Annotated in this window: 23 protein-coding genes and 1 pseudogene; 20 read left to right on the top strand and 4 right to left on the bottom strand. The window is 57.5% G+C overall.

The window, feature by feature from the left end; translation table 11 throughout:
- Positions 1 to 4 precede the first annotated feature (4 nt).
- The 16 genes and pseudogenes from rsmH to lpxC all read left to right on the top strand — a co-directional run bounded on the left by rsmH (position 5) and on the right by lpxC (position 17996).
- Positions 5 to 943 carry a 16S rRNA (cytosine(1402)-N(4))-methyltransferase RsmH gene (gene rsmH, locus CKX93_RS02585; RefSeq protein WP_076755232.1) on the top strand — a complete coding sequence of 313 codons (939 nt, stop codon included), beginning with the start codon at positions 5 to 7 and terminating at the stop codon, positions 941 to 943.
- The gene (gene ftsL, locus CKX93_RS02580) at positions 940 to 1215 is read left to right on the top strand and encodes a cell division protein FtsL (protein WP_076754961.1); all 276 of its coding nucleotides are present in this window, start codon (positions 940 to 942) and stop codon (positions 1213 to 1215) included. The genes rsmH and ftsL overlap by 4 nt, the downstream gene beginning before the upstream one ends.
- On the top strand, positions 1212 to 2924 hold the full coding sequence (locus CKX93_RS02575) for a peptidoglycan D,D-transpeptidase FtsI family protein (RefSeq protein WP_076754960.1): 1713 nt from the start codon (positions 1212 to 1214) through the stop codon (positions 2922 to 2924). The genes ftsL and CKX93_RS02575 overlap by 4 nt, the downstream gene beginning before the upstream one ends.
- Positions 2921 to 4432: a UDP-N-acetylmuramoyl-L-alanyl-D-glutamate--2,6-diaminopimelate ligase gene (locus CKX93_RS02570; protein WP_076754959.1), complete on the top strand. Its 1512-nt coding sequence runs from the start codon at positions 2921 to 2923 to the stop codon at positions 4430 to 4432. The genes CKX93_RS02575 and CKX93_RS02570 overlap by 4 nt, the downstream gene beginning before the upstream one ends.
- Positions 4429 to 5760 carry a UDP-N-acetylmuramoyl-tripeptide--D-alanyl-D-alanine ligase gene (locus tag CKX93_RS02565; RefSeq protein ID WP_076754958.1) on the top strand — a complete coding sequence of 444 codons (1332 nt, stop codon included), beginning with the start codon at positions 4429 to 4431 and terminating at the stop codon, positions 5758 to 5760. Before CKX93_RS02570 ends, CKX93_RS02565 begins: the two co-directional genes overlap by 4 nt.
- Positions 5760 to 6842 carry a phospho-N-acetylmuramoyl-pentapeptide-transferase gene (gene mraY, locus CKX93_RS02560; RefSeq protein WP_076754957.1) on the top strand — a complete coding sequence of 361 codons (1083 nt, stop codon included), beginning with the start codon at positions 5760 to 5762 and terminating at the stop codon, positions 6840 to 6842. Before CKX93_RS02565 ends, mraY begins: the two co-directional genes overlap by 1 nt.
- 7 nt (positions 6843 to 6849) lie before the next feature.
- A complete protein-coding gene (gene murD, locus CKX93_RS02555; RefSeq protein WP_076754956.1) occupies positions 6850 to 8178 on the top strand; it encodes a UDP-N-acetylmuramoyl-L-alanine--D-glutamate ligase in 1329 nt (442 codons plus the stop codon).
- Positions 8175 to 9374 carry a putative lipid II flippase FtsW gene (gene ftsW, locus CKX93_RS02550; RefSeq protein WP_076754955.1) on the top strand — a complete coding sequence of 400 codons (1200 nt, stop codon included), beginning with the start codon at positions 8175 to 8177 and terminating at the stop codon, positions 9372 to 9374. The genes murD and ftsW overlap by 4 nt, the downstream gene beginning before the upstream one ends.
- Entirely contained in the window at positions 9371 to 10453 is a 1083-nt protein-coding gene (gene murG / locus CKX93_RS02545; RefSeq protein ID WP_076754953.1) for an undecaprenyldiphospho-muramoylpentapeptide beta-N-acetylglucosaminyltransferase, read from the top strand. The genes ftsW and murG overlap by 4 nt, the downstream gene beginning before the upstream one ends.
- Positions 10450 to 11880, top strand: a complete 1431-nt coding sequence (gene murC, locus CKX93_RS02540; RefSeq protein ID WP_076754951.1) for a UDP-N-acetylmuramate--L-alanine ligase — start codon at positions 10450 to 10452, stop codon at positions 11878 to 11880. Before murG ends, murC begins: the two co-directional genes overlap by 4 nt.
- Complete coding sequence (gene murB / locus CKX93_RS02535; RefSeq protein ID WP_076754949.1) at positions 11877 to 12773, top strand: UDP-N-acetylmuramate dehydrogenase; 897 nt, start codon at positions 11877 to 11879, stop codon at positions 12771 to 12773. The genes murC and murB overlap by 4 nt, the downstream gene beginning before the upstream one ends.
- Positions 12773 to 13714: a D-alanine--D-alanine ligase gene (locus CKX93_RS02530; protein ID WP_076754948.1), complete on the top strand. Its 942-nt coding sequence runs from the start codon at positions 12773 to 12775 to the stop codon at positions 13712 to 13714. Before murB ends, CKX93_RS02530 begins: the two co-directional genes overlap by 1 nt.
- The gene (locus CKX93_RS02525) at positions 13707 to 14492 is read left to right on the top strand and encodes a cell division protein FtsQ/DivIB (protein ID WP_234982782.1); all 786 of its coding nucleotides are present in this window, start codon (positions 13707 to 13709) and stop codon (positions 14490 to 14492) included. Before CKX93_RS02530 ends, CKX93_RS02525 begins: the two co-directional genes overlap by 8 nt.
- A 15-nt stretch (positions 14493 to 14507) precedes the next feature.
- Entirely contained in the window at positions 14508 to 15743 is a 1236-nt protein-coding gene (gene ftsA, locus CKX93_RS02520) for a cell division protein FtsA (RefSeq protein ID WP_076754943.1), read from the top strand.
- A gap of 31 nt (positions 15744 to 15774) precedes the next feature.
- Positions 15775 to 16740 (top strand): annotated as a pseudogene (ftsZ, locus tag CKX93_RS02515) (cell division protein FtsZ); the annotation flags it as partial.
- 344 nt (positions 16741 to 17084) lie between these two features.
- The gene (gene lpxC / locus CKX93_RS02510) at positions 17085 to 17996 is read left to right on the top strand and encodes a UDP-3-O-acyl-N-acetylglucosamine deacetylase (protein ID WP_076754937.1); all 912 of its coding nucleotides are present in this window, start codon (positions 17085 to 17087) and stop codon (positions 17994 to 17996) included.
- Here lpxC and CKX93_RS02505 read toward each other — a convergent pair whose 3' ends face one another.
- Positions 17997 to 18311 (bottom strand): DciA family protein, encoded by a 315-nt coding sequence (locus CKX93_RS02505; protein WP_076754934.1) that lies wholly within the window; start codon positions 18309 to 18311, stop codon positions 17997 to 17999.
- A gap of 86 nt (positions 18312 to 18397) precedes the next feature.
- On the opposite strand from CKX93_RS02505, the gene secA reads away from it, so the two are divergent.
- From secA to CKX93_RS02485, 4 genes are read left to right on the top strand one after another with little or no spacing between them, the layout of a single operon-like run.
- Complete coding sequence (gene secA, locus CKX93_RS02500; RefSeq protein WP_076754933.1) at positions 18398 to 21205, top strand: preprotein translocase subunit SecA; 2808 nt, start codon at positions 18398 to 18400, stop codon at positions 21203 to 21205.
- A gap of 12 nt (positions 21206 to 21217) precedes the next feature.
- The gene (gene argJ / locus CKX93_RS02495) at positions 21218 to 22432 is read left to right on the top strand and encodes a bifunctional glutamate N-acetyltransferase/amino-acid acetyltransferase ArgJ (RefSeq protein WP_076754932.1); all 1215 of its coding nucleotides are present in this window, start codon (positions 21218 to 21220) and stop codon (positions 22430 to 22432) included.
- A complete protein-coding gene (locus CKX93_RS02490) occupies positions 22429 to 23382 on the top strand; it encodes a Nudix family hydrolase (protein ID WP_076754930.1) in 954 nt (317 codons plus the stop codon). Before argJ ends, CKX93_RS02490 begins: the two co-directional genes overlap by 4 nt.
- Positions 23382 to 23858: a hypothetical protein gene (locus CKX93_RS02485; RefSeq protein ID WP_076754928.1), complete on the top strand. Its 477-nt coding sequence runs from the start codon at positions 23382 to 23384 to the stop codon at positions 23856 to 23858. Before CKX93_RS02490 ends, CKX93_RS02485 begins: the two co-directional genes overlap by 1 nt.
- Positions 23859 to 23886: 28 nt before the next feature.
- On the opposite strand, the gene zapD is transcribed toward CKX93_RS02485, so the two are convergent.
- From zapD to CKX93_RS02470, 3 genes are all read right to left on the bottom strand, one after another.
- Positions 23887 to 24657 carry a cell division protein ZapD gene (gene zapD / locus CKX93_RS02480; RefSeq protein ID WP_076754926.1) on the bottom strand — a complete coding sequence of 257 codons (771 nt, stop codon included), beginning with the start codon at positions 24655 to 24657 and terminating at the stop codon, positions 23887 to 23889.
- A 127-nt stretch (positions 24658 to 24784) separates the two neighbouring features.
- Positions 24785 to 25405, bottom strand: a complete 621-nt coding sequence (gene coaE / locus CKX93_RS02475) for a dephospho-CoA kinase (protein WP_200799803.1) — start codon at positions 25403 to 25405, stop codon at positions 24785 to 24787.
- A 17-nt stretch (positions 25406 to 25422) separates the two neighbouring features.
- Entirely contained in the window at positions 25423 to 26619 is a 1197-nt protein-coding gene (locus tag CKX93_RS02470) for a type II secretion system F family protein (RefSeq protein WP_076754923.1), read from the bottom strand.
- Between the last annotated feature and the right edge of the window lie 2 nt (positions 26620 to 26621).

The raw sequence follows: 26621 nt of genomic DNA, 5'->3' as shown, positions 1-26621 counted from the left end.
GCCCATGGCGACGGTCGCGCAGCTGCACCGCCCCGTTTTGCTCGAAGAGGTCCTGACTGCGCTGCAAGTGCGACAGGACGGTATTTATGTGGATGCCACATTTGGTCGCGGTGGGCACAGTCGCGCGATTCTTGAGCGGCTGGGCTCCGAAGGTCGTTTGCTGGCCCTGGATCAGGATCCTGAGGCGCAGCAGGCTGCCGAGCAGCGATTTTCTGCGGACCCACGCTTTGTTTTTGTTCGGGCTTCTTTTAGTCAGTTGGCCGAGATTGTCACAGAGCAGGGTTGGCTGGGGCGAGTGGATGGTGTGTTGATGGATTTGGGTGTGTCTTCGCCGCAGCTGGATTGTGCGGAGCGGGGTTTTAGTTTCAGTCAGGATGGTCCCTTGGATATGCGCATGAACCCGGCCGTGGGCGAATCGGCGGCGCAGTGGTTGGCTACCGCGTCTGAGAAAGACATTGTCACCGTGCTTAAGGATCTGGGCGAGGAGCGCTTTGCTAAGCGTATTGCTCGTCATTTGCTGGCAGCCAGGCAAGAAGCGCCGATCACGCGCACTGCGCAGCTGGCGGCATTGATTGCTGAGGCCATGCCTTATCGAGAGCTGCACAAACATCCTGCTACCCGCAGTTTCCAGGCGATTCGCTTGCATGTGAATCAGGAATTGCCGGCGCTGGATGCGGCATTGGCCGGCACGCCGTCGCTGTTGGCGCCTGGCGGCCGTCTGGCGGTGATCAGTTTTCACTCCTTGGAAGACCGACGCGTCAAGCAATTCATGCGCCGTGAAGCACGGGGTCAGACCCTACCCAGGCATTTGCCGATTCGTGGCGAGGCGCCGGGTAAGCAGTTCCGGCTTTTGGGTAAGGCGATTCGGCCCAGTGAAGCGGAGGTCGCTGCCAATCCTCGGTCGCGCAGTGCTGTGTTGCGGGTGGCGGAGCGTTTGTCATGAAATCCCGCGGCCTCATTTTATTTGCGCTTTTGGGCGCCAGCCTAATCAGTGGCGTGGCTGTGGTGAGTCAAAAACACCAAAGCCGCATGCTATTTGTGCAACTGCAAAGCGCCATCGCTGAGCGTGATGCTTTGGATATCGAGTGGGGGCAGTTGCAGCTTGAGCAAAGTACCTGGGCAACCCATGCGCGGATTGAGGAAGTCGCCACCCAGCGTCTGGGGATGCGCAAGCCGCAAGCCGGTAGCAGCGTGATTCTGCGGGAGGGCCAATGAAACAGCCGGCGGCCTATCAAGTTCGGACTCGGCGTTGGTTGGTATTGGGCGCCTTTGCGCTTGGCTTTTCCTTGGTCATTGTGCGTGCCTTTGATCTGCAGGTGATGCAGCGCGATTTCCTGCAGGGCGAGGGCGATGCGCGTCAGCTACGGGTAGTGTCTTTGCCAGCGCATCGCGGCATGATTTTAGATCGCCATGGCGAGCCCATGGCGGTCAGTACGCCCGTGGATGCCGTGTGGGCCAATCCCCGCATCACTTTAGCGCAGGCACCCGATTTAAGTGCCTTGGCGGCGGTTTTGGGTATGGATGAGGCGGCGCTCAATGAACGCTTGAGCTCCCGCGCCCAACGCGAATTTGTGTATTTGCGGCGTCAGGTGACCCCGGATGTCGCTGCGCAAGTGACGGAGCTCAACATCGCTGGCGTGGGTTTGCGGCGTGAATATCGTCGTTACTATCCGCTGGGTGAAGCGGCGGCGCAGCTGTTGGGTGTGACCAACATCGATGATGAGGGTCAGGAGGGTTTGGAGCTGGCGTTTGAATCCCAGCTTGCTGGGGCACCGGGCGCTAAGCGCGTACTCAGAGATTTGCATGGCCGGGTGATCCGCGATGTCGAACATATTCGCGCGCCGCGACCGGGCCAGAACTTACAGCTGACCATCGATCAGCGCTTGCAGTATTTGGCTTATCGCGAGCTGAAATCTGCGGTCCAAGCCCATGGCGCCCGCGCTGGCTCGGCCGTGTTGATGGATATCCGCACCGGTGATTTGCTGGCGGTGGTTAATCAGCCTTCACTGAATCCGAATAACCGCGAGACCTTGCATCCGGACAGCTTCAGAAATCGCGCTTTTATTGATGTTTTAGAACCCGGTTCGACGCTCAAGCCCTTTATCGTCATGGCAGCTTTGCAGAGTGGTCAGGTGCAGCCCAGTAGCCTGCTGGAAACCAGTCCCGGCACGATGCGGGTCGGTAGCCATACGGTCCGCGATATTCGTAACTACGGCCGTATCGACGTCAGCACTATGTTGGTCAAGTCTTCTAATGTGGGCGCCACCCAGTTGGCGTTGCAGCTTGAGCCGCGGCAAATGTGGCAAACCTTGTTTCGTGCTGGGTTTGGTCAGCGCACCGGCAGCGGCTTTCCCGGTGAAGCGAGCGGCATCTTGCGGGATTTTATCGATTGGCGCGAGGTCGATCGTGCTGTGCTGGGTTTTGGTTACGGGGTATCGGTGACCCTGTTGCAGTTGACGCGGGCCTATGCGGCTTTGGCCCATGAGGGGCAAATGGTGCAGCCGCGTTTACTGATGACGGAAGCAGCCCCGCGATTTGAGACGGTGATGCCGGTGGAGAGCGCCGAGTTAGTGATGCAGATGCTCGAGTCATCGGTGGGTCGCGAGGGCACGGGTTGGCGCGCGGCGATTGAGGGTTATCGTATTGCCGGTAAGACCGGGACGACCCGTAAAGCGGGTCCGGGTGGCTATTTGGAAGGGCGTTATCAGGCGCTGTTTGCCGGTGTGGCGCCAGCCAGTGATCCCCGCTTGGCGCTGGTGGTCATGATTGACGAGCCATCGGGCAACGAATTTTTCGGCGGTCAGGTGGCAGCGCCGGTGTTTCGCAACATCATGAGCGGCGCTTTGCGCCTTTTGGATATTCCCCCGGATCATTTGCCGGAGTTGCGCACGGTCGCTGATCCGTCCCGGGGTGGGCCGGCATGACGGCGGTGATGACACAGCGCAGTCGTTCACTCACGGATTTGCTGGGTGCGGCAGTGCCCTTAGCGAAAGCTCATCAGGTGCAAGTCAGCGGCCTGTGTTTGGATAGTCGTCAGATACGCGCTGGAGAGTTGTTTTTGGCTTTGTCCGGCACGCGTGAGCATGGCTTGGTGCATGCTCAGCAGGCGCTGGATCGTGGCGCTGCCTGTGTGCTTTTTGATCCGGCAGGAGCGGGGTCGATGGATAGGGAGGCTTTAGGCGCCCTGGTGTTGCCCGTGCCTGAACTGGCCTCGCGGGTAGGCCTGATGGCGGCCGCTTTTTATGATCATCCTAGCCATGCCATGCAGGTGGTGGGCGTGACCGGCACGGATGGCAAGACCTCGGTGAGCCAATGTCTGGCTGCGGCGTTGCATAGCGATACGCGGCCCTGCGGCGTGGTGGGCACCTTGGGTGTGGGTGCTTATGGTCATTTAAGTCCCGCCACTGGTATGACCACGCCCGATGCCATCGCCCTGCAAAGCCTGCTGGCGCAGCAGCGCGCTGCCGGCATTCATCAGCTGGTGATGGAGGTGTCCTCGCATGCCTTATCCCAACATCGGGTCAATGGCGTGGATTTTGATGTGGCGATCTTCACCAATTTGGGCCATGACCATTTGGACTATCACGGCAGTGTTGATGCCTATGGTCAGGCTAAGGCGCGGCTGTTTCGCTGGCCGAATCTGAAGCTGGCGGTGCTGAATTTAGACGATGCCTTTGGCCGCCAACTCGCAGAAAACCTCGAGGGCCGCTTGCCGGTTTTGGGTTACGGCTTGCAGGCGTATCCGGGCGTGGCCGAACAGTTGGTGGCCAGTGACTTGAGTTTCACTCCGGATGGCCTGCGTTTTCAGGTGAGCACTCCCTGGGGTTCGGGTGAGCTCAGCAGTCGCCTCTTGGGCCGCTTTAATGTCTCGAATTTATTGGCCGTGCTCGGCGCATTGTTGCATTTGGATGTGACGCTCAGTGATGCCTTGGATCGCATCGCCCGTATTCCCACCGTCCCGGGGCGCATGGAGTTGTATCCCAGCCATGCTCAGGGTCCGGCACTGATTGTGGATTATGCGCACACGCCGCAGGCTCTGGCATCGGTGTTACAAGCCGCCAGAGTGCATTGCCCGGGGCGTTTGTTTTGTGTGTTTGGCTGCGGTGGTAACCGCGACGTGAAAAAGCGTCCGCTGATGGCGCAAGCGGCGCAGCAGTATGCCGATCAGGTGATCGTCACCAGCGATAACCCACGTCATGAAGATCCCGAGGCCATTATCAGCGATATCTTGCGCGGCTTTGCCCGCCCCCAAGAGGTGCTTGTTGAAGTCGAGCGCGAGGCGGCGATTCGTTTGGCTTTCTCACAAGCGGGTCCCAAGGACATGGTGTTGATCGCCGGTAAGGGTCATGAGACCTGGCAGCAAATTGGTGATCAGCAACAGCCGTTCAGTGATCGCGCGATTGCTGCTGAGCTCAGCGAGGTGGCGGCATGATGCGGCTACTGCTCAGTCAGGTGGCGACGGCGGTTGGTGGTCGTTTGGTCGGTGATGATGTGGAAGTATTTGGCGTGAGCACCGATACCCGCACAACGCAGCCGGGTGAGCTGTTGATCGCCCTAAGCGGGCCACGCTTTGACGCGCATGAACACATCACTGCGGATTTACCGGCAGCAGGGTTGCTGGTCGCACGCCCGGTTGAAATGGGTAGGCCGCAGGTGTTGGTCAGTGATACCCGTCAGGCATTGGCCGATCTGGCACATTTTTGGGCGCAGCAATGCGCGGCGCGGCGCATCGCTTTGACCGGCAGCAATGGCAAGACCAGTACCAAGGAAATGCTGGCGACGATTCTGCGCCGTGAGGGCCATACGCTTTATACCCAGGGCAACTTGAATAACGAGATCGGTGTGCCGTTGACGCTGCTTCGCTTAGATCCTGAGCATCAATTCGCGGTGATCGAGATGGGCGCCAATCATGCCGGCGAAATCGCCCGCCTGACACAGATCGCCCAGCCGCATGTGGCCTTGATTACCAACGCCGGTCCTGCGCATCTCGAAGGCTTTGGCAGCATCGAAGGCGTGGCGCATGCCAAGGCGGAGATTTATCAGGGCCTGGGAACTACCGGGATCGCTTTGGTCAACGCCGATGATGACTACGCCGATTTGTGGTGTGGCTTGAATGCCGAGCGACGCATGATTCGCTTTGGCTTTTCTGAACAGGCCGATGTGCGCGGTGTGCCGCTGGCCGATGGCGGGTTTGCCATCAGCTTGGCGGGCGAAACTGTGGCCGTGAACTTGCCCTTGGCGGGCCAGCATAACCGTATGAATGCTTTGGCGGCTGCAGCGGCTGCTTGGGCCGTGGGGGTTCAACTCGAGCGTATTGCCGAAGCGCTGGTCAACTTACAGCCGGTGCCGGGGCGGCTCAAACGCCAGACCACTCCTGCTGGCTGGACCTTGATTGATGACAGTTATAACGCCAATCCCGCCTCGACCCGCGCCGCCATCGATGTTTTGGCTGCTGAACCCGGTTATCGCGTCTTGGTGCTGGGTGATATGGGTGAGCTGGGCGCGGACGCCGAGAGCATGCATGCGGGCATTGGGGCTTATGCCGCCGCTTGCGGCATTGATGTCATGTACGGGCTGGGGCCTTTGTCCGCTCATGCCGTGCGCGGTTTTGGGGCCGCCGGTCGGCATTTCATGGACATCGAGGAATTGATTGATGCCTTGCAACGCGCTTTGTCGGGCACGGTGAGTGTTTTGGTCAAGGGCTCACGGTCTGCACGTATGGAGCGCGTGGTCGAAGCTTTGTGCAGGGAGGCTGCCTGATGCTGCTGATTTTATTTGATTATCTCAGCCAATTTTATGCGCCGTTGGTGGTCGTGCAGTACCTGACACTGCGCGCGATCTTGGGTGTGCTCACGGCTTTGATGATTGCCTTTATCGTTGGGCCATTCATGATTCGCCGCTTGACTCACTACAAAGTGGGTCAGACCGTGCGCACTGATGGGCCACAGACACATTTAGAAAAAGCCGGTACGCCCACCATGGGGGGTGCATTGATTTTGGTGGCGGTCGCGGTGGCTACCTTGTTTTGGAGTGATTTGAGTAATCGCTTTGTTTGGGTGGTGCTGATTGTCACATTGTTGTTTGGCTTGATCGGCGGTTGGGATGACTATCTCAAGCTGCGCTATGGCAACAGCAAGGGCTTATCGGCGCGCCATAAACTGATTTGGCAGTCCGTGGTGGCGTTTATCGCCGCCAGTGTTTTATTTCACACCGCGCAAACGCCGATAGAAACCACCTTGATCGTGCCGGTGTTTAAGGACGTCGCCATCGATTTGGGGCTGTGGTTTATCCCGCTGACGTGGTTGGTGATTGTTGGCAGCAGTAATGCGGTGAATCTCACCGATGGTTTGGATGGGCTGGCGATCATGCCCTGTGTTTTGGTGGCCGGGGCTTTGGGGGTTTTTGCTTACGTCTCCGGTCATGCAGTGTTCGCCACTTATTTGGGGATTCCCTTGGTGCCCGGTGTTGGCGAATTGGTGGTGTTTTCCGCAGCGATTGTCGGTGCTGGTATGGGCTTTTTGTGGTTTAACGCCTATCCGGCGCAGGTGTTTATGGGCGATATGGGCGCGCTGGCACTAGGCGCAGCTTTGGGGCTTTTGGCGGTCGCTACGCGTCAGGAAATCGTCTTGATCATTATGGGCGGTGTGTTCGTGGTGGAAACTTTGTCGGTCATCTTGCAGGTAGCTTCCTACAAGCTTACTGGCCGGCGCATTTTTCGCATGGCGCCGCTGCATCACCATTTTGAACTCAAGGGATGGCCCGAGCCTCGGGTCATTGTGCGGTTTTGGATCATCACCGTGATTTTGGTGTTGATCGGTTTGGCCACGTTGAAGATTCGTTGAGGCGCACATGCATGATGCCAAAGACAATCTGATTGTGGGGCTGGGCAGCACGGGGCTGTCGGTGGCGCGTTATTTGCGGGCGCGTGGCGAATCGTTTGCTGTGGCTGATACCCGCCAAGATCCGCCAGGCCTTAAGGACTTGAAGGCTTTGGGCGGTGAAGTATCGATATTGCTTGGGCCGTTTGATGCGGCAGTTTTTGCGCAGTATCGACGCTTGATGGTCAGTCCCGGTATCAGTACTCAGGAACCGGCGATTGCGCAGGCGGCTGAGGCTGGGGCGGAAATCTTGGGAGATATCGAACTTTTTGCGCGTGCCGCCCGTGCGCCCGTGGTGGCGATCACCGGGTCGAATGGTAAAAGCACGGTGACCAGTTTGCTGGGTCATATGGCTGCCGCCAGTGGTCGGCGCGTTGGTGTGGGTGGCAATTTGGGGCCGCCGGCGCTGGACTTGTTGACTGACCCAGAACCGGATTTGTATGTGCTGGAGTTGTCGAGTTTTCAGCTGGAAACTACCGGCTCTTTGAAATGTGCTGCCGCGGCCGTGCTGAATCTGGCCGAGGATCATCTGGATCGTTACGCGGATATGACCGCTTATGCCGCGGCTAAGCAGCGCATTTTTCAAGGCGCTGAGCTGGCCATCATCAATCGTGATGATCCCTGGGTGGTGTCTATGCCTGGCGGCAAGCAGCGCATCAGCTTTGGCTTGGATGAGCCGGCTGCGGGGGATTTGGGGCTGCGCCATATCGCCGGAGAGGACTGGCTGAGTGTGGGCGATCAGGCGGTGATGGCGGTGTCGCGCTTGCTGATGGCCGGACGCCACAATCAGGCCAATGCTTTGGCGGCTCTGGCGCTGGCGAGAGCGGCGGGTCTTCCCATGGAGCCCTGTATTGAGGCTTTGGCGAGCTACACTGGCCTGCCGCATCGCTGTCAGTTTGTCGGCCGCTATCGCGGCGTGGATTGGTACAACGATTCCAAGGGCACGAATTTAGGCGCAACAATGGCGGCTTTGGCGGGGTTGCCGGGTTCTGTGGTGCTGATTGCCGGTGGTCAGGGCAAAGGCCAGGATTTTTCAGCACTTCGTCCCCTGGTCGCTGACAAGGCACGCGGCGTGGTGTTGTTGGGTCAGGATGCGGGTCGCATTGAACAAGCCCTTGCGGATGCCGCGCCGGTGGTGCGCGTCAGCGATATGGAACAGGCGGTGACCGAAGCAGCCCGCATGGCGCGGCGCAATGACAGTGTTTTACTGTCGCCGGCTTGTGCCAGTTTGGATATGTACCGCAATTATGAGCATCGCGGTGAGGTCTTTACCTCGGCCGTGCGGAGGTTGGGGGCATGAGCGCCGCTAGCCTACACGCCACCCGTGATGCCCATCGCCAGCTCAGCCTGAGTTGGCAGCAGCATGTGGATGTGCCTTTGTTGCTCAGCGTGTTGCTGCTTTTGTGTGTGGGTCTGGTGATGGTGGCTTCCGCGTCTATTGGGGTTGCAGACCGCAATAATGGCGATCCTTTCTTCTTTTTCTCTCGCCAGCTTTTCTTTGTGGCTTTGGGCGGGGGTATTGCCTTTGTGCTTTATCACATTCGCCTGCTGCATTGGGAAAATGCCCGCATGCTGCTGCTCTTAGCAGCCTATCTTTTATTGATTTTGGTGTTAATCCCGGGCGTGGGCAAAACCGTCAATGGTTCGACGCGCTGGATCCCGATGGGGATTTTTAACCTGCAGGTTTCGGAGGTGGTGAAACTGTTTTTCACCCTCTACCTCGCAGCCTATATCGTCCAGCATGGCGATAAGTTGCGCGAGGGTTTGCAGGGCTTTGTGAAACCGCTGCTGTTGTTGGGTCTGGCCACCATTCCTTTGTTGCGGCAGCCGGATTTTGGCGCGGTGGTGGTGTTGGCCAGTATTTGCCTAGGGATGCTTTGGCTGGGTGGCGTGCGGCTTTGGCAATTTTTGTTGTTGATGGCCGCCGCCGCCGGCAGTTTGGCTTTGCTCGCAGTGCAAACGCCCTATCGTTTGGCGCGCCTGACCGGATTTTCGGACCCCTGGGCGGACCCGTTTAATAGCGGGTTTCAGCTGACCCAATCGTTGATCGCCATTGGCAGTGGTTCGTGGTTTGGCACGGGCTTGGGCGGCAGTGTGCAAAAGCTGTTTTATCTGCCTGAGGCGCATAACGATTTCATTTTTGCGATTTTGGCCGAAGAGCTGGGCTTGATCGGCGTGGTTGCCGTGGTCTTGTTATTTGCTGTTTTGGTGTGGCGCTGTTTTGTCATTGGCGCAGCCGCAGAAAAGGTGGGTCATGTGTTTGGCGCGCATCTGGCCTATGGCGTTGGCCTGTGGTTGGGCATTCAGGCGGGCATCAATATGGGCGTGACTATGGGCATTCTGCCCACCAAGGGTCTGACCCTGCCCCTGCTGAGCTATGGCGGCAGCTCGATGTTGGTGACATGTGCGGCGTTGGGCTTGTTAATGCGGGTCCACCGCGAGACTTACTTTGCTTTGGGGGATTTACCCAGAGCGCGCGCGGGGGCTGGATTATGAGCGGCGCGCGCATTCTTGTTATGGCCGGTGGCACCGGCGGCCATGTGTTCCCGGGTTTGGCTGTGGCTAAGCTGCTGCGTCAGCAGGGGCATGAGGTACGTTGGCTGGGAACGGCGACGGGTCTTGAGGCGCGTTTGGTGCCAGCCGCGAACATCACATTGCATACCCTTCCTGTCAGCGGCCTGCGGGGTAAGGGGCTGATGACTTGGTTGCTGGCGCCATGGAAGCTGGGTGTGGCGATGTGGGCGGCGCTGGGTTTGCTGTGGCGGCTTAAGCCTCGTGCAGTCCTGGGGCTAGGCGGCTTTGCTTCGGGCCCGGGCGGATTGGTGGCGGCGGCTTTGGGCTATCCGCTGGTGATCCACGAACAAAATGCCATTGCCGGTATGACCAATCGCTGGTTGGCTAAGCGCGCAGATTTGGTGTTGCAGGCCTTCCCGGGGACGTTTGCGCCAGCCCTTGAGCCGGTCACTGTGGGCAATCCTGTGCGCACTGAGATTGCTGATTTGCCAGCCCCTGAACAGCGTTATGCGCAGCGCTCGGGGCCGCTGCAGATCCTCGTGGTGGGCGGCAGCTTGGGAGCGCTGGCTTTAAATACCATCGTGCCGCAGGCTCTGGCGCAGTTGCCCGCCGACACTTTTGTGGTGCGTCATCAGGCAGGCGAGAGAACCTTAGCTCAGGCGCAGCAGGCTTACACCGAGGCCGGTGTGGTGGCTGAAGTTACGGCGTTTATTGAGGACATGGCGGCAGCCTATGCCGGGGCGGACGTGGTGATTTGTCGTGCCGGTGCGCTCACGGTTTCGGAGTTGGCGGCTGCTGGTGTGGCTTCGATTTTGGTGCCTTTCCCGCATGCGGTGGATGATCACCAAACTGCGAATGCGGCTTATCTTACTGATGTCGACGCGGCGCTGTTGCTGCCGCAGTCCGAGCTCAGCGCGGAGCGCTTGGCTGAGACCTTAAAGTCTTTGGATCGCGATCGCTTACAAGCTATGGCGGTGCAGGCACGGCAGCAGGCCAAGGTGGATGCGACTGAACAAGTGGCTCGCGCCTGCCAAATGCTGGCTGAAGGGGGTGGGGCATGAGTGCGCCAACACCCGTGATTGGTATGCGCCGCATTCGCCGCATTCATTTTGTCGGCATCGGTGGTTCGGGTATGGGCGGCATCGCTGAGGTGCTAGCCAATTTAGGCTATCGCGTCAGTGGTTCGGATGTGGCTGCAAACGCCATGACTCGGCGCTTAGAAGATTTGGGTGTGGAGGTGGCGATTGGCCATGACGCCGCGCATGTGGCCAGTGCTGATGCTTTGGTCGTCTCCAGTGCCATCATGGCCGATAACCCCGAGTGGCTGGCGGCGCGCGAAAAACGCATTCCTGTGGTGCCACGGGCGGAAATGCTGGCTGAACTCATGCGCTTTCGTTACGGCATTGCCGTGGCGGGTACCCACGGTAAAACCACCACCACCAGCTTGGTGGCGAGTTTGCTGGCCGAGGGGGGATTGGATCCCACCTTCGTGATTGGCGGGCGTTTGAACAGCACCGCCAGCCATTCACGCCTGGGTCAAGGGCATTATCTGGTGGCCGAGGCCGACGAGTCAGATGCTTCGTTTTTGTGTTTGCAGCCGATGATTTCGATTGTCACCAATATCGATGCTGATCACCTGTCGGCTTATGAGGGAGATTTTGCGCGGCTGCGCGAGGCCTTCTTGGAGTTTTTACATCACTTGCCGTTTTATGGCTTGGCGGTGTTGTGTGCTGATGATGCACAGATTCGCGGCCTGTTGGATCAAGTCGGACGGCCGATGTTGACCTATGGCATCACCGAGCCGGCGGATATTCGCGCCAGTGAGCTGCGCGCCGAAGGCACGCGCACGCATTTTAATCTGAGTTTGCCTGAGCGTTCCGAACCTTTGGCGGTCACCTTGAATCTTCCCGGTCAGCATAATGTTTTGAACGCTTTGGCTGCGGTGGCGGTGGCTCATGAGCTGGGCGTGGATGATGCGGCGATTATTCGCGCCTTGGCGGCTTTCCAAGGAATTGGTCGGCGTTTTCAGGTGCATGGCGAGCTGGCGATCGCGGCGGGTTCTGTGCTGTTGGTGGATGATTATGGTCACCATCCCACTGAGGTCGCCGCGACACTGGCGGCGGCAAGAGCGGCATGGCCCGAGCGGCGTTTGGTGTTGGTCTTTCAACCACATCGTTACACGCGTACCCGCGACTTATTTGAGGATTTCACTGAAGTCTTATCACAGGCTGATGCCTTGGTTTTGTTGGATGTTTATGCCGCGGGTGAGCGCTTGATTAGCGGTGCTGATGGGCGCACCTTGGCGCGCGCCATTCGCGCTCGCGGCAAAGTGGACCCGGTGTTCGTGGAATCCCCTGAACGCTTGGTGGATGCCTTGCAGGGTGTGTTGGAAGACGGCGATGTGCTGCTCACCCAAGGGGCCGGTAATGTCGGGGCCTTGTCCGCACAACTGCCCGAGGGCTTGAGTGCTGCGGGAGGTGGCGCATGACGGCCTTGCGCGGTGAATTGCGGCTTAATGAGCCCATGGCGCGGCATACCTCATGGCGCGTCGGTGGTCCGGCCGATCGTTGGTATCGTCCTGCCGACAGTGAGGATTTGGCGGTTTTCTTGCGCAGCCTTAAGCCGCAGGAACCGCTGCTTTGGGTAGGGCTGGGCAGCAATCTTTTGGTGCGCGATGGCGGTTTTCGCGGCACGGTGATTGCTTTGTCTGGTGTCATGGATGAGCTGACATTTGTCCCGCCACAGAGTGTGCGTGCCGGCGCTGGCGTGAGCTGTGCCAAGCTGGCGCGGTTTTGTGCGGCTCATGATCTGATGGGCGGTGAGTTTTTCGCCGGCATTCCCGGCACTCTGGGTGGAGCTTTGGCGATGAATGCTGGCGCCTGGGGGGGCGAGACTTGGCGGCATGTATTACAGGTCGTGACGCTGGATCGTCAGGGGCAACAACAGGTATGGGCGGCCAGCGACTATCAGGTGTCGTATCGCACGGTCACCGGACCCGCTGATCGCTGGTTTGTTGAGGCTGAACTGCAGTTTTCCCCAGGTGAAGGCGCTGCGGCGCGCATGAAAATTCGTCACTTGTTGGGGCAGCGCAGTGCATCCCAACCCATCGGCCTGCCTTCGTGTGGCTCGGTGTTTCGCAATCCCGATGAAGATCATGCGGCGCGCTTGATTGAGGCTTGCGGTTTGAAGGGTCGCATGCAAGGCGGTGCGCAGGTATCCGAGAAGCACGCGAATTTTATTATCAATACCGGCACGGCGACGGCAGCGGACATTGAAAGCTTGATGTGTGCGGTGCAGTCGACGGTTGAACAGCAGCAGGGTGTGCGGCTGCGAACTGAAGTCAAAATCGTCGGCGAAGCAGTGGCCGAGGGGGTGGTGTGATGCTGCCTGTTACCGGTTTTGGCAAGGTCGCTGTGTTGATGGGGGGTTGGTCTGCCGAGCGGCCGATTTCTTTAAAAAGCGGCGAGGCTGTGCTGCGCGCGTTAAAGGCGGCGGGGGTCGATGCTCATGGCATTGACGTGGGCCCCGATGTGCTTGATGTCATGCGAGCGGGCGGTTTTGATCGGGCATTTATCGTGCTGCATGGGCGCGGTGGCGAGGACGGCGTGATTCAAGGAGCGCTGGAGTTATTGCGGTTGCCTTACACCGGCTCCGGCGTCGCAGCATCGGCGCTGGGCATGAATAAATTGTGGTGCAAGCGGATTTGGCGCGATATGGGTCTGCCCACGGCGCAGTTTTTGGTGCTGCAGGCCGATTCCGATGCGCCAGCCGTGTGCCGCGAGCTAGGCCTGCCGCTGATTGTTAAACCTGCGCTTGAGGGCTCGAGTATTGGCATGACTGTAGTTCGTTCTGAAGCTGAGTTAGCCGCCGCTTATCGGCTGGCGGCTGACTGCGGTGGCCCGGTATTGGCCGAGACTTGGTTGCCTGGTGCGGAATACACCGTGGCGGTGATCGATGGTGAGGCCTTGCCGGCCATTCGACTAGAGACCAGCCACAGTTTTTATGACTACGACGCCAAATACCATGCCACCGATACCCAATATCACTGTCCCTGTGGTTTGGATGCAGCGGCTGAGCAGGGTCTGCAACAACTGTGTATCACGGCTTTTGATGCCATCGGATGCTCGGGCTGGGGGCGGGTGGACGTGCGCATGGATGCGCAGGGCCAAGCCTCACTCATTGAAGTGAATACCGTGCCGGGCATGACCGATCACAGTTTGGTGCCCAAGGCTGCGGCTGCTGCCGGCATGGATTTGTCGCAACTGGTGCTGTGCATTTTAGCCAGCACACTCACCGATGAGGAGCGCAAATGCAGTGCGTAAACAGCGGCGAGTTATGGCGCGCGATAAGCGGCATGTCACTCCTTGGTGGCGTGATGCTCGCTGGTATCGGGGTCTGTTCCTGGTTTTGCTGGGAGGGGTTGTGATGTTGGCGGCGACCTTGATCAATAGCGGCCTGAATCACTTGCGTGATCCACAAACCCTGCCTATCCGCCAAGTCTCTATTGATGGGGATTTGTTGTACCTGCAGCGCGCGCAGATCGAACAGGCATTGGTGCCTTTTGTGAGCGGGGGCTTTTTGGCGGTGGATTTGGTGCGTATCGAGCAAGCGGCGCGGCGCTTGGATTGGGTGTATGCGGCGCGGGTGAGTCGCGAATGGCCAGATCGGCTGGTGGTGCACATTACTGAGCAGGTGCCCGTGGCGTATTGGGGCGATATGGCTTTGCTGAATCGCTATGGCGAGTTGTTTGCCCCAGCGGCAATCCCCGACGATCTGGGCTTGCCGCGCTTGGCCGGTCGCAGCGTTCAGGCCCAAGAGCTGATGCAGCGTTTTGTCTTGGTGCAGGAAAAGCTCGGTCAGGTGGATGCCAGCGCCGTGGGACTGCGTGAGGATGCGCGCGGTGCCTGGGTGATTGAATTGACCAATGGCACACAGATTCTGATGGGGCGTGACAGCGATGCTGCCCGCCTCGAGCGGTTGTTGCGGGTTTATCCCGCCTTGGTGGCGCAGCGGTCAGAGCCGATTGCCCTCATCGATCTTCGTTACACCAATGGCATGGCCGTGGCATGGGGTGATGCCCGGCGGGAAGTCGCGCCATGACACAAGGGGAATACCATGGCTAAACGTTCAGACAAAGGCATGATTGTTGGCCTGGACATTGGCACATCCAAAGTCGAAGCCATTGTGGGTGAGATTGGCGATGACGGCCGCATCGAGATTATTGGCATTGGCTCTCATGCCTCGCGCGGCTTGAAAAAGGGCGTGGTGGTCAATATTGAGTCCACCGTGCAGTCGATTCAGCGCGCCATCGAGGAAGCCGAGTTGATGGCAGGGTGTCAGATTCATTCGGTGTTCACCGGCATCGCCGGTAGTCATGTCAAAAGCCTGAACTCCACGGGCGTGGTGGCGATTCAGGAACAGGAAGTCCAGCGCGTCGACGTGGATCGGGTGTTGGATGCTGCGCGTGCCGTGGCCATCCCGGCTGATCAGCGCATTCTGCACGTACTGCCTCAGGAGTTCACCATCGATGGCCAGGAGGGTATTCGCGAGCCTATTGGTATGTCGGGAGTGCGTCTGGAGGCCAAAGTGCATCTGGTTACAGGGGCTGTGTCTGCCGCGCAAAATATTATTAAGTGTGTGCGTCGCTGCGGTCTTGAGGTGGATGACATCATTCTCGAGCAGTTGGCCTCGAGTTATGCCGTGCTCACCGATGACGAAAAAGAGCTGGGTGTGTGTTTGGTGGATATCGGTGGCGGCACGACTGATATCGCGGTGTTCACCGAAGGCGCGATTCGTCATACCGCGGTGATCCCCATTGCTGGTGATCAAGTCACCAATGACATCGCTGTGGCGCTGCGCACTCCCACTCAGAACGCCGAAGAACTGAAGATCCGCTACGGGTGCGCTCTGCGTCAACTGGCCAATCCCGAGGAAAGTATCGAGGTGCGAGGCGTGGGTGATCGTGCTCCCAGGCGCCTGGCGCGCCAGAGTTTGGCGGGAGTAGTTGAGCCGCGCTATGAAGAGCTCATGACCCTCATTCAATCTGAGCTGCGCCGCTCTGGCTGTGAGGATTTAATCGCTGCGGGCATCGTCCTCACGGGAGGCTCGGCACGGATGGAAGGCGTGGTGGATTTGGCTGAGGAAGTGTTTCACATGCCGGTGCGCTTGGGCCTGCCCCAGTTCGTTACCGGCATGGCCGATACCGTCAGTAATCCCATTCATTCAACGGGTATTGGTTTGTTGCTGTTTGGTCAGGAGAGTCGCAGGAATCGGGTCGGTGACCCCCTGCAGGGCAGTGGAATGAAGTCGGTTTGGACGCGTATGCGTCAGTGGTTTCAACGCAGTTTTTAATGCATTCATCCCCTAGAGTAAGGAGGGTTACATCATGTTTGAACTTTTAGATAGCTACACCCAGAACGCGGAAATCAAGGTCATCGGTGTCGGTGGCGGTGGCGGTAATGCCGTACACCACATGGTCAATGCCAATATCGATGGCGTGGAATTTGTTTGCGCCAACACCGATGCGCAGGCTTTAAAACGTGTCGGCGCCAAGATTCAGCTGCAACTGGGCTCGCACATCACTAAAGGCCTGGGGGCGGGTGCTGATCCCGCTGTGGGACGTGAAGCGGCATTGGAAGACCGCGAGAAAATCCGCGAAATCATCGATGGGGCAGATATGGTGTTTATCACCGCCGGCATGGGCGGTGGTACTGGCACCGGTGCGGCTCCCGTTGTCGCGCAAATTGCCAAAGAAATGGGTGTTTTGACGGTCGCAGTGGTGACCAAGCCCTTCCCCTTTGAAGGCAAGAAGCGGATGCAGATTGCGCAGGCTGGTATCGAAAATCTCGGCAAGTACGTAGATTCGCTGATCACTATTCCCAACGACAAGCTGCTGACCGTGCTGGGCAAGAACGTTTCTCTGCTCGAGGCTTTTAAAGCCGCCAATGACGTGTTGTTGGGTGCGGTACAGGGCATTGCCGAGCTCATTACCCGCCCGGGCTTGATCAACGTTGACTTTGCGGATGTGCGCACGGTGATGTCGGAGATGGGTATGGCGATGATGGGCACGGGCACGGCCAGCGGTGAAGATCGGGCGCGTGAGGCCGCGGAAGCCGCCATTGCCAGTCCTTTGTTGGAAGACGTGAATATCGCTGGTGCCCGGGGCATTTTGGTGAATGTGACAGCTGGTTTGGATATGTCGATCGGTGAGTTCGAGGCTGTGGGTGATGCCGTCAAGCAGTTTGCTTCTGAGGATGCCACCGTGGTGGTGGGTACCGTGATTGATCCGGATTTATCGGACGAATTACGCGTCACTTTGGTGGCTACGGGACTCAATCAAGCGGCTACCACGCGTCCTAACCTTGATCGTTCGGCGATGAAGTTGGTCGAGCCTGCCCCGACGCAGGATTCGGTGCCGGCAGAGGATCATGCCTTGGGTATGGATAGTGCCGAGCGGATGCCTGCTCGTCCTCAGACTCATGGCAATGCGGCCTATGATTTGTCCGCGGATAGCAACATGGATTACTTGGATATTCCTGCTTTCTTGCGCAAACAGGCGGACTAATGAAATTTACTGATTTTTGGGGTATCGGTTGCCACTGGGATGTGTGATAAAGTACATCTCCAAGTGGCGAGGTTTGCTCTTTAGCCACACCGCACGCACAGGGCGCGCGGTTAGGGAACGGAACGGTAATGAGACAAAGAACGCTGAAGAACAGCATCCGGGCTACCGGTGTTGGTTTGCATACGGGCAAAAAGATTTATTTGATGTTACGTCCGGCACCCGCTAACACAGGGATTGTGTTTCGTCGCGTAGACCTAGATCCGGTAGTGGAAATCAAGGCGGCTCCGGAAAATGTCGGCGATACCCGCTTGTCCACCACCTTGGTGAATGAGGGTGTTCGCGTCTCCACGGTGGAGCATTTGCTGTCTGCGCTAGCGGGTTTGGGGATTGATAATCTCTATGTGGATTTGGATTCTCCCGAAGTGCCTATCATGGATGGCAGCGCAGGTCCCTTCGTATTTTTGATCCAGTCGGCCGGGATTGTGGATCTCAAAGCGCCCAAGCATTTCATTCGCATCAAAGAACATGTGGAAGTGCGCGACGGCGATAAATTCGCCAGTTTTGATCCTTACGACGGCTTTAAAGTCGCATTTGAGATTGATTTTGAACACCCCGTATTTTCGGGAGGCGTGCAAAGCGCTGAATTGGATTTCTCGACGACTTCGTTTGTTAAGGAAGTCAGTCGGGCGCGTACCTTTGGCTTCATGCGCGATATTGAGAGTCTGCGGTCCTGCGACCTAGCCTTGGGCGGCAGTCTGCAAAACGCTGTGGTGCTGGATGATTACCGGGTCTTGAATGAGGATGGGCTGCGTTACGAGGATGAGTTCGTGAAACACAAAATCCTCGATGCCATCGGCGATCTCTATCAGCTCGGCTACAGCTTGATTGGGGCATTTAAGGGTTATAAGTCAGGACATGCTCTCAACAATCAGCTCATCCGCCATTTGGTGCAAAACGAAAAAAGCTTTGAGCTCATCAGCTTTGATGAGGCCAAAGGCGATCTCCCTATCTCCTATTCTCAGGCTGTTGGCGCTGTCTAATTAGCCCCGTTGAGAGAGCTGCGAGAGGCTCTCTGTAACACCAGGCCGGACCTTGAGCTGAATTTTCTTCACGCTCAGTCCATAGTGGTCGCGCAGCAGCTTGATGATCTCGCGTTGCATGAAACGCAGCGGGTGAACCCGACTGGCAGAGTCGGTCACCAGGGTTAACAGGCCCTTATCCAAGCCACTCACCCAGCAATGCGCCCGCATATCCGAGGGCAGTAAAGACCAAATATCTCGACTAATCCGCTCATAAAGCGCGGCTTTTTGCATCAGTTCTGAGTTGAGTAGGCTGCGTGCTGATTGCATGCTCATCGGTTTTGATGTCCTGCGCCCCTGCGTAATAGCAGCGGATAGGTTATCATGCGGCGCTTAACGTTTCTCCAAGACGCGATGGATTCATGGTCAGGAATCTTGTAAAAAAAATATTCGGCAGCCGCAATGATCGCCTGGTCAAGGGTTACTCTAAGCTGGTCACGCAAATCAATGCGCATGAGGACACGCTGCGCAGTCTCAGCGATGAGGCGCTGAGGGAAAAGACGCATGATTTTCAAAAGCGTCTTGCCGCCGGTGGGGCTCTAGAATCGATCTTGCCCGAGGCCTTTGCCGTGGTGCGCGAGGCCGGGCATCGCATCATGGGCATGCGTCACTTTGATGTGCAGATGATTGGCGGCATGGTGCTCAATGATGGGCGGATTGCTGAGATGCGCACCGGTGAGGGTAAAACCCTGGTGGCCACCCTGTCCGCTTATTTGAACGCGCTGCCCGGGCGTGGCGTGCATGTCATTACCGTGAATGATTACTTGGCGCGACGCGATGCCACTTGGATGGGGCGGATTTATCATGCGTTGGGATTGAGCGTCGGAGTCATTAATGCTTCCGGCGGTCGCGGCCAAGACAAGAGTTCATTTCTCTACGACCCCGATTATCAGCCCGAGGGTGACGGTGAAGGTTATGCCCAACTGCGCCCTTGCACCCGTCGCGAGGCTTATGGGGCCGATATTACCTATGGCACGAATAACGAGTATGGCTTTGACTATCTGCGCGACAACATGGCGTTTCGTGCCGAAGACCGCGTCCAACGCGGCTTGGCTTACGCCATCATCGACGAGGTCGACTCGATTCTGATCGACGAGGCGCGTACCCCGCTGATTATCTCGGGGCCCACGGGTGAGAATTCAGAGCTCTATATGCGTATGAAGGATATCGTGCCGATGTTCCGGCCTCAGGAAGATGAGGAGTCGGAAGGCGACTATATGATCGAAGAGAAAATGAAGCAGGTGTTTCTCTCGGAAGAAGGTCAAGAAAGAGCTGAGCAGCTTTTGCATGAGGCCGGTTTGTTGAGTGAAGAGCAGGGTCTGTTTGATGCCGCCAGTATTCCGCTGTTGCATCATTTAAATGCTGCTTTGCGCGCTCATGCGTTGTTTCAGCGCGATGTGCATTACCTGGTGCGCGACAAACAGGTGATGATCATCGATGAGTTTACCGGCCGCATTATGGCCGGTCGGCGGTGGTCAGATGGTCTGCATCAAGCCATCGAAGCCAAAGAAGGCGTACCGATTCAAAATGAAAATCAGACCCTGGCCTCAATCACTTTCCAGAACTACTTCCGCTTGTACGAAAAATTATCAGGGATGACGGGGACGGCCGATACCGAGGCTTATGAGTTCCAGCATATTTATGCGCTTGAAGTGGTGGTCATTCCCACCAATCGGGCGATGATACGCGATGATATGCAAGATCTGGTCTATATGACTCAGGGCGAGAAGTTTGCCGCGATCTTGGAGGAAGTCAAAGATTGTGTGGAGCGCCAACAACCTGTGCTGGTGGGTACCGCCTCCGTGGAAGCCTCGGAAATTCTTTCCGGCATGTTTAAAAAGGCCAAAATTCCACACGAAGTGCTCAACGCCAAACAGCATGATCGCGAGGCTCCGATCGTCGCGCAAGCCGGTCGTCCCGGAGCGGTCACCATCGCCACCAATATGGCGGGTCGCGGCACTGACATCGTCTTGGGCGGCAGCTTAGAAGCCGAACTGGCCGAATGGGGCCCTGAGATCGATGAAGCAAAGCGTCAAGCCATTCGCGAAGAGTGGGAAAAGCGCCATGAGGCGGTTTTAGATGCGGGTGGGCTGCATATTGTTGGCTCTGAACGTCACGAATCGCGCCGTATTGATAACCAGCTGCGGGGTCGTGCGGGACGTCAGGGCGATCCGGGTTCTAGTCGCTTCTTCCTCTCCTTAGAAGATAATTTGATGCGCATTTTTGCCTCTGATCGGGTGAAAGCCATCATGCAAAAACTCGGCATGCAGCAGGGCGAGGCGATTGAAAATGCGTGGGTGACCAAGGCCATTGAGAATGCTCAGCGCAAGGTTGAAGGCCATAACTTCGATATTCGTAAGAACCTTTTGGAGTACGACGACGTCGCTAATGATCAGCGTCGGGTGGTGTATGAACAGCGGCGCGAGTTGCTCGAGTCCGAGGATATCGCCGAGACCATCGAGCGGGTATTCGAAGATGTGGTGACTGAGACCATGGCGCGTTTTATTCCGCCTGGCTCTATTGAAGATCAGTGGGATGTGCCCGGTTTGGTGCAGACCTTAGAGGCGGATTTTGGTGTGTCCCTGGACATCGCTGAGTGGTTGGAGACCGATCCGGATTTGCACGAAGAGACCCTGCTGCAGAGACTTCAGGGCGTATTTCGTGATGCCATCAAAGCCAAAGAAGCTCAGTTTGGTGAGGAAATGATGCGGCGTATCGAAAAAGACGTCATGTTGCAGATCCTCGATACCCAATGGAAGGAGCATTTGGCGGCCATGGATTACATGCGTCAAAGCATCGGCCTTAGAGGCTATGCGCAAAAAAATCCTAAACAGGAATACAAGCGCGAGGCTTTTGCGCTGTTTGAATCCTTGCTGGATCGGGTTAAGCATGATGTTGTGACCATGCTCATGCGGGTGCAAGTCCGTTCGCCCGAAGATCTGGCGGCGATGGAAGCTCAGGCCAGTCCTGCGCCCGCGAAAATGGAGTTCAAGCATGCTGAACCGGGTAGCGTGCTGGGAGCGCCCGCCCCCAGCGCCGCTCAGGGTCCCGGTGGTCAAGAGGCGCAGCAGCCCGTGCGCCGCGAAGGTCCAAAATTGGGCAGAAATGACCCCTGCTGGTGTGGCTCCGGCAAAAAATACAAGCAATGCCACGGCAAATTGGGCGAGTGATATAGCACGGTCATGGCGGTAGGGCTGACTGAACCGACGCAATTGTGGTCTGTGGCCGGGGTGCGGCTGGCGGCGGTGGCGGCGGGAATTCGCTATCGTGATCGCGCCGACCTGTTGCTGATTGAGCTGGCTGAGGGCAGTAGTTGTGCGGCGGTGTTTACCCAAAACGCTTTTTGTGCGGCACCGGTGCAGGTTGCTAAGCAGCATCTGCGGGTGGCGTCGCCACGCTATTTGTTGATCAATGCGGGCAATGCCAATGCGGGTACCGGTGAGCCCGGCTTGGCCGCAGCCATCGCCAGTTGTCATGCCCTGGCCTCGGTTGCCGGGGTGGAGCCGCAATCGGTATTGCCTTTCTCCACGGGTGTGATTGGTGAGTTGCTGCCGGTGGACCGCATTGCTGCAGCATTGCCAGCAGCCCATGCGGCTTTAGCAGAGGATCAGTGGCTGGCGGCGATGCGCGCCATCATGACCACCGACACCGTGGGCAAGGGCTTTAGTGAGCGTGTGGTGTTGTCGGGTGGCGAGGTGTGTATCACCGGCATTGCCAAAGGCTCGGGCATGATTTGTCCGAACATGGCGACGATGCTGGCTTATATCGCCACCGATGCGCAGATTGCACCGCAGAGTCTCAAAGCGATGCTCGAGCGGTGTAATGCGCAAAGCTTTAACGCTATTAGTGTGGATGGCGATACCTCAACCAATGATGCCTGTGTGTTGATGGCCACCGGTCGCTCAGGCGTGACATTACAGACACCCGAGGATGCCGTGCGCTTTGAAGCCGCGATGCAGCGCGTGTGTTTGGCTTTGGCTCAGGCCATTGTGCGCGATGGCGAGGGTGCCAATAAGTTCGTCACGGTTCAGGTTGAGGGGGGGCGCGATGAGGCGGAGGCTCGGCAGGTGGCCTATACGATTGCCCATTCGCCGCTGGTGAAAACCGCTTTATTTGCCTCGGATCCTAACTGGGGACGTATTCTGGCTGCCGTGGGGCGGGCCGGATTGGTGGATTTGGATGTCGATCAAGTAGCCATCTGGCTAGACGAGGTGCAAATCGTTGCGGATGGTGGGCGAGCGCCGGCGTATACCGAAGCTCAGGGGGCTGCGGTGATGGCGCAGGATGAGATTCTGATACGGGTCTTACTGGGTGGTCGCGGCACGGCCAAGGCCAGTATTTATACCTGCGATTTTTCCTATGACTATGTGCGCATCAACGCGGAATACCGTTCATGATGCAGGTGGCCGTAGCGGTCATTCGTAATGCCGATGGCGAGGTTTTGTTGGCGCAGCGGGCAGCCCATAAATTTCAAGGCGGGCTGTGGGAGTTTCCCGGCGGAAAACTGGAGCCCGGCGAGGATGTGGATGCGGCGTTAAAGCGCGAGTGCGGTGAGGAATTGGGTGTCGAAGTCCTAGCGTGGGAGCCTTTGATCACCCTGACCCATCATTATCCTGAGTTGAGCGTGGTCTTGCATGTGGCTTTGGTGACTGATTATCGCGGTGAGCCACAAGGTTTGGAAGGTCAGCCGCTGACCTGGGTAGGTGCTGAGGCTTTGGGTGATGTGGACTTTCCTGCCGCCAACCGCAGTATTGTGGCGGCGTTGCAATTGCCGTCTCGTTATGTGATTACTCCGGCTGATGCTTCGCCACAGGTCGTGATGGCGGGGTTGCAGGCAACACTGGCCGCAGGCCATGGTTCGCTGGTGCAGCTGCGGGCGCCGCGCCTCCCGAAAGCGCAATTGCTGTCCTTGGCCAAGCGACTGCTGCCCGTGTGTCATGCAGCGGGTGCCCGACTCTTGGTGAATACCGATCCGGCGGCAGCTATGTCCGTGGGTGCTGATGGGGTGCACCTGTCCGAGTTGATGCTGCGCCGCTTGGTGCAGGCGAGGCAGGCGCGCCCCGTGCCCAAGGGGCGTCTCTTGGCCGCCTCGGTGCACGATGTTGAGGGTTTGGCGTTAGCGCAGCGATTGGACTGTGATTTTGTGGTGCTCTCGCCGGTGGCGGCGACCGCCAGTCACCCCCAGGCAAAGCCCTTGGGTTGGACAGTGTTTGCTGATTGGGTGCGCCAAGCCGGTCAGCCGGTTTATGCCCTGGGCGGCATGAGGCTTGAGGACTTGGCGAAAGCCAAGGCGGCGGGTGCTCAAGGTATTGCCGGTATCTCCGGGCTTTGGCATGATCCTCATTGATGAATCAACCCGTATCTAAAACCAGAGCCCTATTGTATATCCTGCCGTTGCTGGTCTTGATTGGCATTGCTGCTGCGCATTTCTGGTTGCGGCCGCTACTGGATCCAACGCCTCAAGATCAGCAAAGCTTGACGGCTGCTGAGGGGTGTTTGCTGGGTGTGGAGGCTTGTCGAGTTGATCTACCCGGTGGCTGGGTTAGTATTCGTGGCCCCGAACAGATTCTGCCGATGCGGGATTTTGATCTTATCTTAGAGTCGAATTTGCCGTTGCAAGGGGACGAGGTGTCCTATGTGATGCCGGGTATGGATATGGGCATGAATCGCTTTGCTCTGCAGCACCAGGGGAATCACTGGGTGGCGCCGTCGGCTCTGGCCATGTGTATGTCGGGGCGGCTGGACTGGGTGGCGCAAGTGCGCTTTAGTTATGGCGGTCAGGCCTATGAAGTGTCTGTGCCGCTGTTGATGACCCGACCCTAAACGCGGTCAAAACCCATTGTGGCGCTGTTTAAATGGCGCAACAACTTAGCGTGAACGAGACATCCTCTTGAGTCTGACAGGCGCGCTGACCATCCTCACGAGCGATTAAAAAGCGTACATTAAAGCGCTGACGTCCAGCGCTGACCTCTGGATACAGGGGGCTACCATGGGGTAAGGCAATGCGCACTAACTGCCATGGGCGCTGACCATCCAAAGACTGGTCATAAAATCCTTGGTGGGCGGTTTGTGTTTCGCTTTGGCCGCTGCGACGAATCAGCTGTAGAACCGAACTGATGGGTTCTTTAAGCACGTCAAAGGGGCTGGCCCAATGCTTGATGAGCTGGCGTCGCTCGGAGCTGGGGCGGGTGAGCCAGTGATGGTAGACCGGCAGATCAAAAGCACAGGTTCCGCCGGGTACTGCTAAGCGCTGGCGGATGCTATTGAATAGGTCATTTTCCTTGGTATGTTGGTCCATGGAGCCGGCAAAGCCCAAGATGGAATCCACCCAAGCACGTTGTTGCGCGATTAACGTATTGATGCGGTTGACGTCGGCATTGGGCCGTTCACGTAAGCTGACGAGATTGGTATTTAGGCGCTCCAATTCCTTGGCCAATTCCTGCTTGATGTCCATGCGCGCGGTAAGCGCTACCAATTCCACTAAGGTGATAATGGCATGGTGAGTGTCGTTGATGTTGTCTTGGGCTAGGGTTTGCCCGAGGCGAGCCAACAGCGCGTCCAGCCGCATAAACATACGGATTCGCTCGTTTAGAGGTTGTTCGTAAATCACACTGGAACTCATGCCGCGCTTCTCAGAACTGTGCAGGCTACCGGCTTGTGGGCGCGGTGTCTTCCCTATTTTTTGGGTATTTTATTGTCCACCCGAAACAAAAGCTTAGACAGGATAGATGCGCTGGTGCAAGAAGAATTTATGCGTGCAAGGCCGCGCTTTGCAGATACTGTTGATGCAGTTGACTGATTTTTGTCTGCAAGTCTTGGTGAGACCCGCTGTTATCCAGCACATCATCAGCCGCTGCCAAGCGTTGCTTGCGGCTCGCTTGTGCGGCTAGAACCGCCTCAATGTGTTCGCGTGAGGCATGGTCACGTTGCATGGCCCTTTGGATTTGTAGCTCGGGCGGACAGTCCACGACCAAGATGCGATTCACGCGATTGAGGTTGCCAGACTCAATCAGCAAGGGAATGGCCATAATGCAATAGGGACTTTTGACTTCGGCATGGGCGGCACGCATCGCGGTCCAGATCAACGGATGAAGTATGGATTCGAGCTGCTCTCGGGCTTTGGGGTCGGCAAAGATCTGGGTCCGCAAGGCTTGACGATCTAGGGCGCCTTCGGGATTTAAGATACCTTTTCCAAAGCGGTCAATCAGGGCATCCAAGCCTGGTGTCCCAGGTTTAACCACTTCTCGGGCCATGAGGTCGGCATCGATGATGTCGATGCCGTGATGCGCAAATGCATCCGCCACGGTGGATTTGCCACAGCCAATGCCACCGGTTAGGCCCACACAGAACGGCAAAGAAGATGTCGTCATACCCTTATGATGCCTGATTACAGTACGGTGCCCAACTGGATAATGGGTAAATACAATGCGACCACCATGGTCCCGACCAGCGCACCTAACAGCAGCATGGAGACCGGCTCAATGAGTTGACTCAGGCGTTCGGTTTGACTGGCTTGGCGCTGATCAATCAGGGTGGCTAGCCGTTCTAGCATGATACCTAGCGTGCCGGTCTGCTCTCCCAAGCTAATCAGGCTGATGGCATGTTGCGGAAAATGGCGACTGTTGCGCAGGCAAGCGGCAAAAGAGTGGCCTTGGGTGATATCAGCGGCGGTTTGGCGCAGCGTTTCTTGAAACACGAGGTTGTTCATGCCCGGTGTCATGAGCATTAAGGCCGCGGTCAGGGGCATGCCAGCCTGGAGCAGGCTGGTCAGTGTATGCGCAAACTGGGTAGTGGCTTGGTATGCCAGAAAGCGACCGATTAAGGGCGTGCGCAGCATGGCTCGATGCAGGTGATAGCGCAGACGGGCGTAGCGGCGGTAAATCCCAACACTGAGCATCACTAGGCTGATGATGGCTAGCGCCAAGCGAGGCCCATGTGTCTGAAGCGCCTCTGAGAGCGCCAAAAGCTTGACTGTTAGTGTTGGCAGGTCTGCCCCAAAGTCTTGAAATAAGAGCTCAAACTGAGGAACGACAAAGATCAGCATGACGATGCTGACGATGATGCCTAAGGCAACCACCAGCACCGGATATTGCAGGGCTTTTTGCAGTCGCGCGCGGGCTTCAACACGGCGCTGAAGATGACGCGCCAGGCGTTTTAGGACCTTGGATAGGGTTCCTGATTGCTCACCGGCTTGTACCCAATGCACGGCCAGTGGCTTGAAACACTGCGGCTCGGCAGCCATGGCTTGGGCCAGGCTTTGCCCCGCCATCACGCGATCGCGGAGCGTGATGAGCATGTTGCGCAGGGTTTTGTGTTCGGGATTTTGTACCATCAGTGCCAATGTTTCGGTAAGGGGGATGCCGGCCGTCAAGAGGTCGGCACAGTCATCCAGCACTTGTTGCAGAGGCTGATGCTTGCAGCCGGGCTTTTTATAGCTCAGCGTCCAGCGCCGCGGTTTGGCTTTGAGCAAGGTGACTCCCTGCTGAGCTAAGTGTGCCCGCAGTTGAGCGATATCTGGTGCGAAGTCTTTGCCGCGGCAGGCCTGGCCACGCCGATTGATACCCTGCCAATGAAAGACATGCATGA

Origin of the sequence: Ectothiorhodosinus mongolicus, assembly GCF_022406875.1 — a bacterium.
Lineage (GTDB): Bacteria > Pseudomonadota > Gammaproteobacteria > Ectothiorhodospirales > Ectothiorhodospiraceae > Ectothiorhodospira > Ectothiorhodospira mongolica.
Note: the sequence above shows the minus strand (reverse complement) of the source record. Positions and strands in the feature narration are given on the sequence as shown.

Bases quoted from the DNA above. Each gene is read 5' to 3' on its own strand.
- CKX93_RS02575 (WP_076754960.1), top strand. From the start codon at position 1,212: ATGAAACAGCCGGCGGCCTATCAAGTTCGGACTCGGCGTTGGTTGGTA.
- CKX93_RS02485 (WP_076754928.1), top strand. From the start codon at position 23,382: ATGAATCAACCCGTATCTAAAACCAGAGCCCTATTGTATATCCTGCCG.
- ftsW (WP_076754955.1), top strand. From the start codon at position 8,175: ATGAGCGCCGCTAGCCTACACGCCACCCGTGATGCCCATCGCCAGCTC.
- CKX93_RS02570 (WP_076754959.1), top strand. From the start codon at position 2,921: ATGACGGCGGTGATGACACAGCGCAGTCGTTCACTCACGGATTTGCTG.
- mraY (WP_076754957.1), top strand. From the start codon at position 5,760: ATGCTGCTGATTTTATTTGATTATCTCAGCCAATTTTATGCGCCGTTG.
- murG (WP_076754953.1), top strand. From the start codon at position 9,371: ATGAGCGGCGCGCGCATTCTTGTTATGGCCGGTGGCACCGGCGGCCAT.
- CKX93_RS02490 (WP_076754930.1), top strand. From the start codon at position 22,429: ATGATGCAGGTGGCCGTAGCGGTCATTCGTAATGCCGATGGCGAGGTT.
- argJ (WP_076754932.1), top strand. From the start codon at position 21,218: ATGGCGGTAGGGCTGACTGAACCGACGCAATTGTGGTCTGTGGCCGGG.
- secA (WP_076754933.1), top strand. From the start codon at position 18,398: ATGGTCAGGAATCTTGTAAAAAAAATATTCGGCAGCCGCAATGATCGC.
- murB (WP_076754949.1), top strand. From the start codon at position 11,877: ATGACGGCCTTGCGCGGTGAATTGCGGCTTAATGAGCCCATGGCGCGG.
- coaE (WP_200799803.1), bottom strand. From the start codon at position 25,405: ATGACGACATCTTCTTTGCCGTTCTGTGTGGGCCTAACCGGTGGCATT.
- CKX93_RS02530 (WP_076754948.1), top strand. From the start codon at position 12,773: ATGCTGCCTGTTACCGGTTTTGGCAAGGTCGCTGTGTTGATGGGGGGT.
- rsmH (WP_076755232.1), top strand. From the start codon at position 5: ATGGCGACGGTCGCGCAGCTGCACCGCCCCGTTTTGCTCGAAGAGGTC.
- ftsA (WP_076754943.1), top strand. From the start codon at position 14,508: ATGGCTAAACGTTCAGACAAAGGCATGATTGTTGGCCTGGACATTGGC.
- ftsL (WP_076754961.1), top strand. From the start codon at position 940: ATGAAATCCCGCGGCCTCATTTTATTTGCGCTTTTGGGCGCCAGCCTA.
- murD (WP_076754956.1), top strand. From the start codon at position 6,850: ATGCATGATGCCAAAGACAATCTGATTGTGGGGCTGGGCAGCACGGGG.
- CKX93_RS02470 (WP_076754923.1), bottom strand. From the start codon at position 26,619: ATGCATGTCTTTCATTGGCAGGGTATCAATCGGCGTGGCCAGGCCTGC.
- CKX93_RS02565 (WP_076754958.1), top strand. From the start codon at position 4,429: ATGATGCGGCTACTGCTCAGTCAGGTGGCGACGGCGGTTGGTGGTCGT.
- CKX93_RS02505 (WP_076754934.1), bottom strand. From the start codon at position 18,311: ATGAGCATGCAATCAGCACGCAGCCTACTCAACTCAGAACTGATGCAA.
- lpxC (WP_076754937.1), top strand. From the start codon at position 17,085: ATGAGACAAAGAACGCTGAAGAACAGCATCCGGGCTACCGGTGTTGGT.
- zapD (WP_076754926.1), bottom strand. From the start codon at position 24,657: ATGAGTTCCAGTGTGATTTACGAACAACCTCTAAACGAGCGAATCCGT.
- murC (WP_076754951.1), top strand. From the start codon at position 10,450: ATGAGTGCGCCAACACCCGTGATTGGTATGCGCCGCATTCGCCGCATT.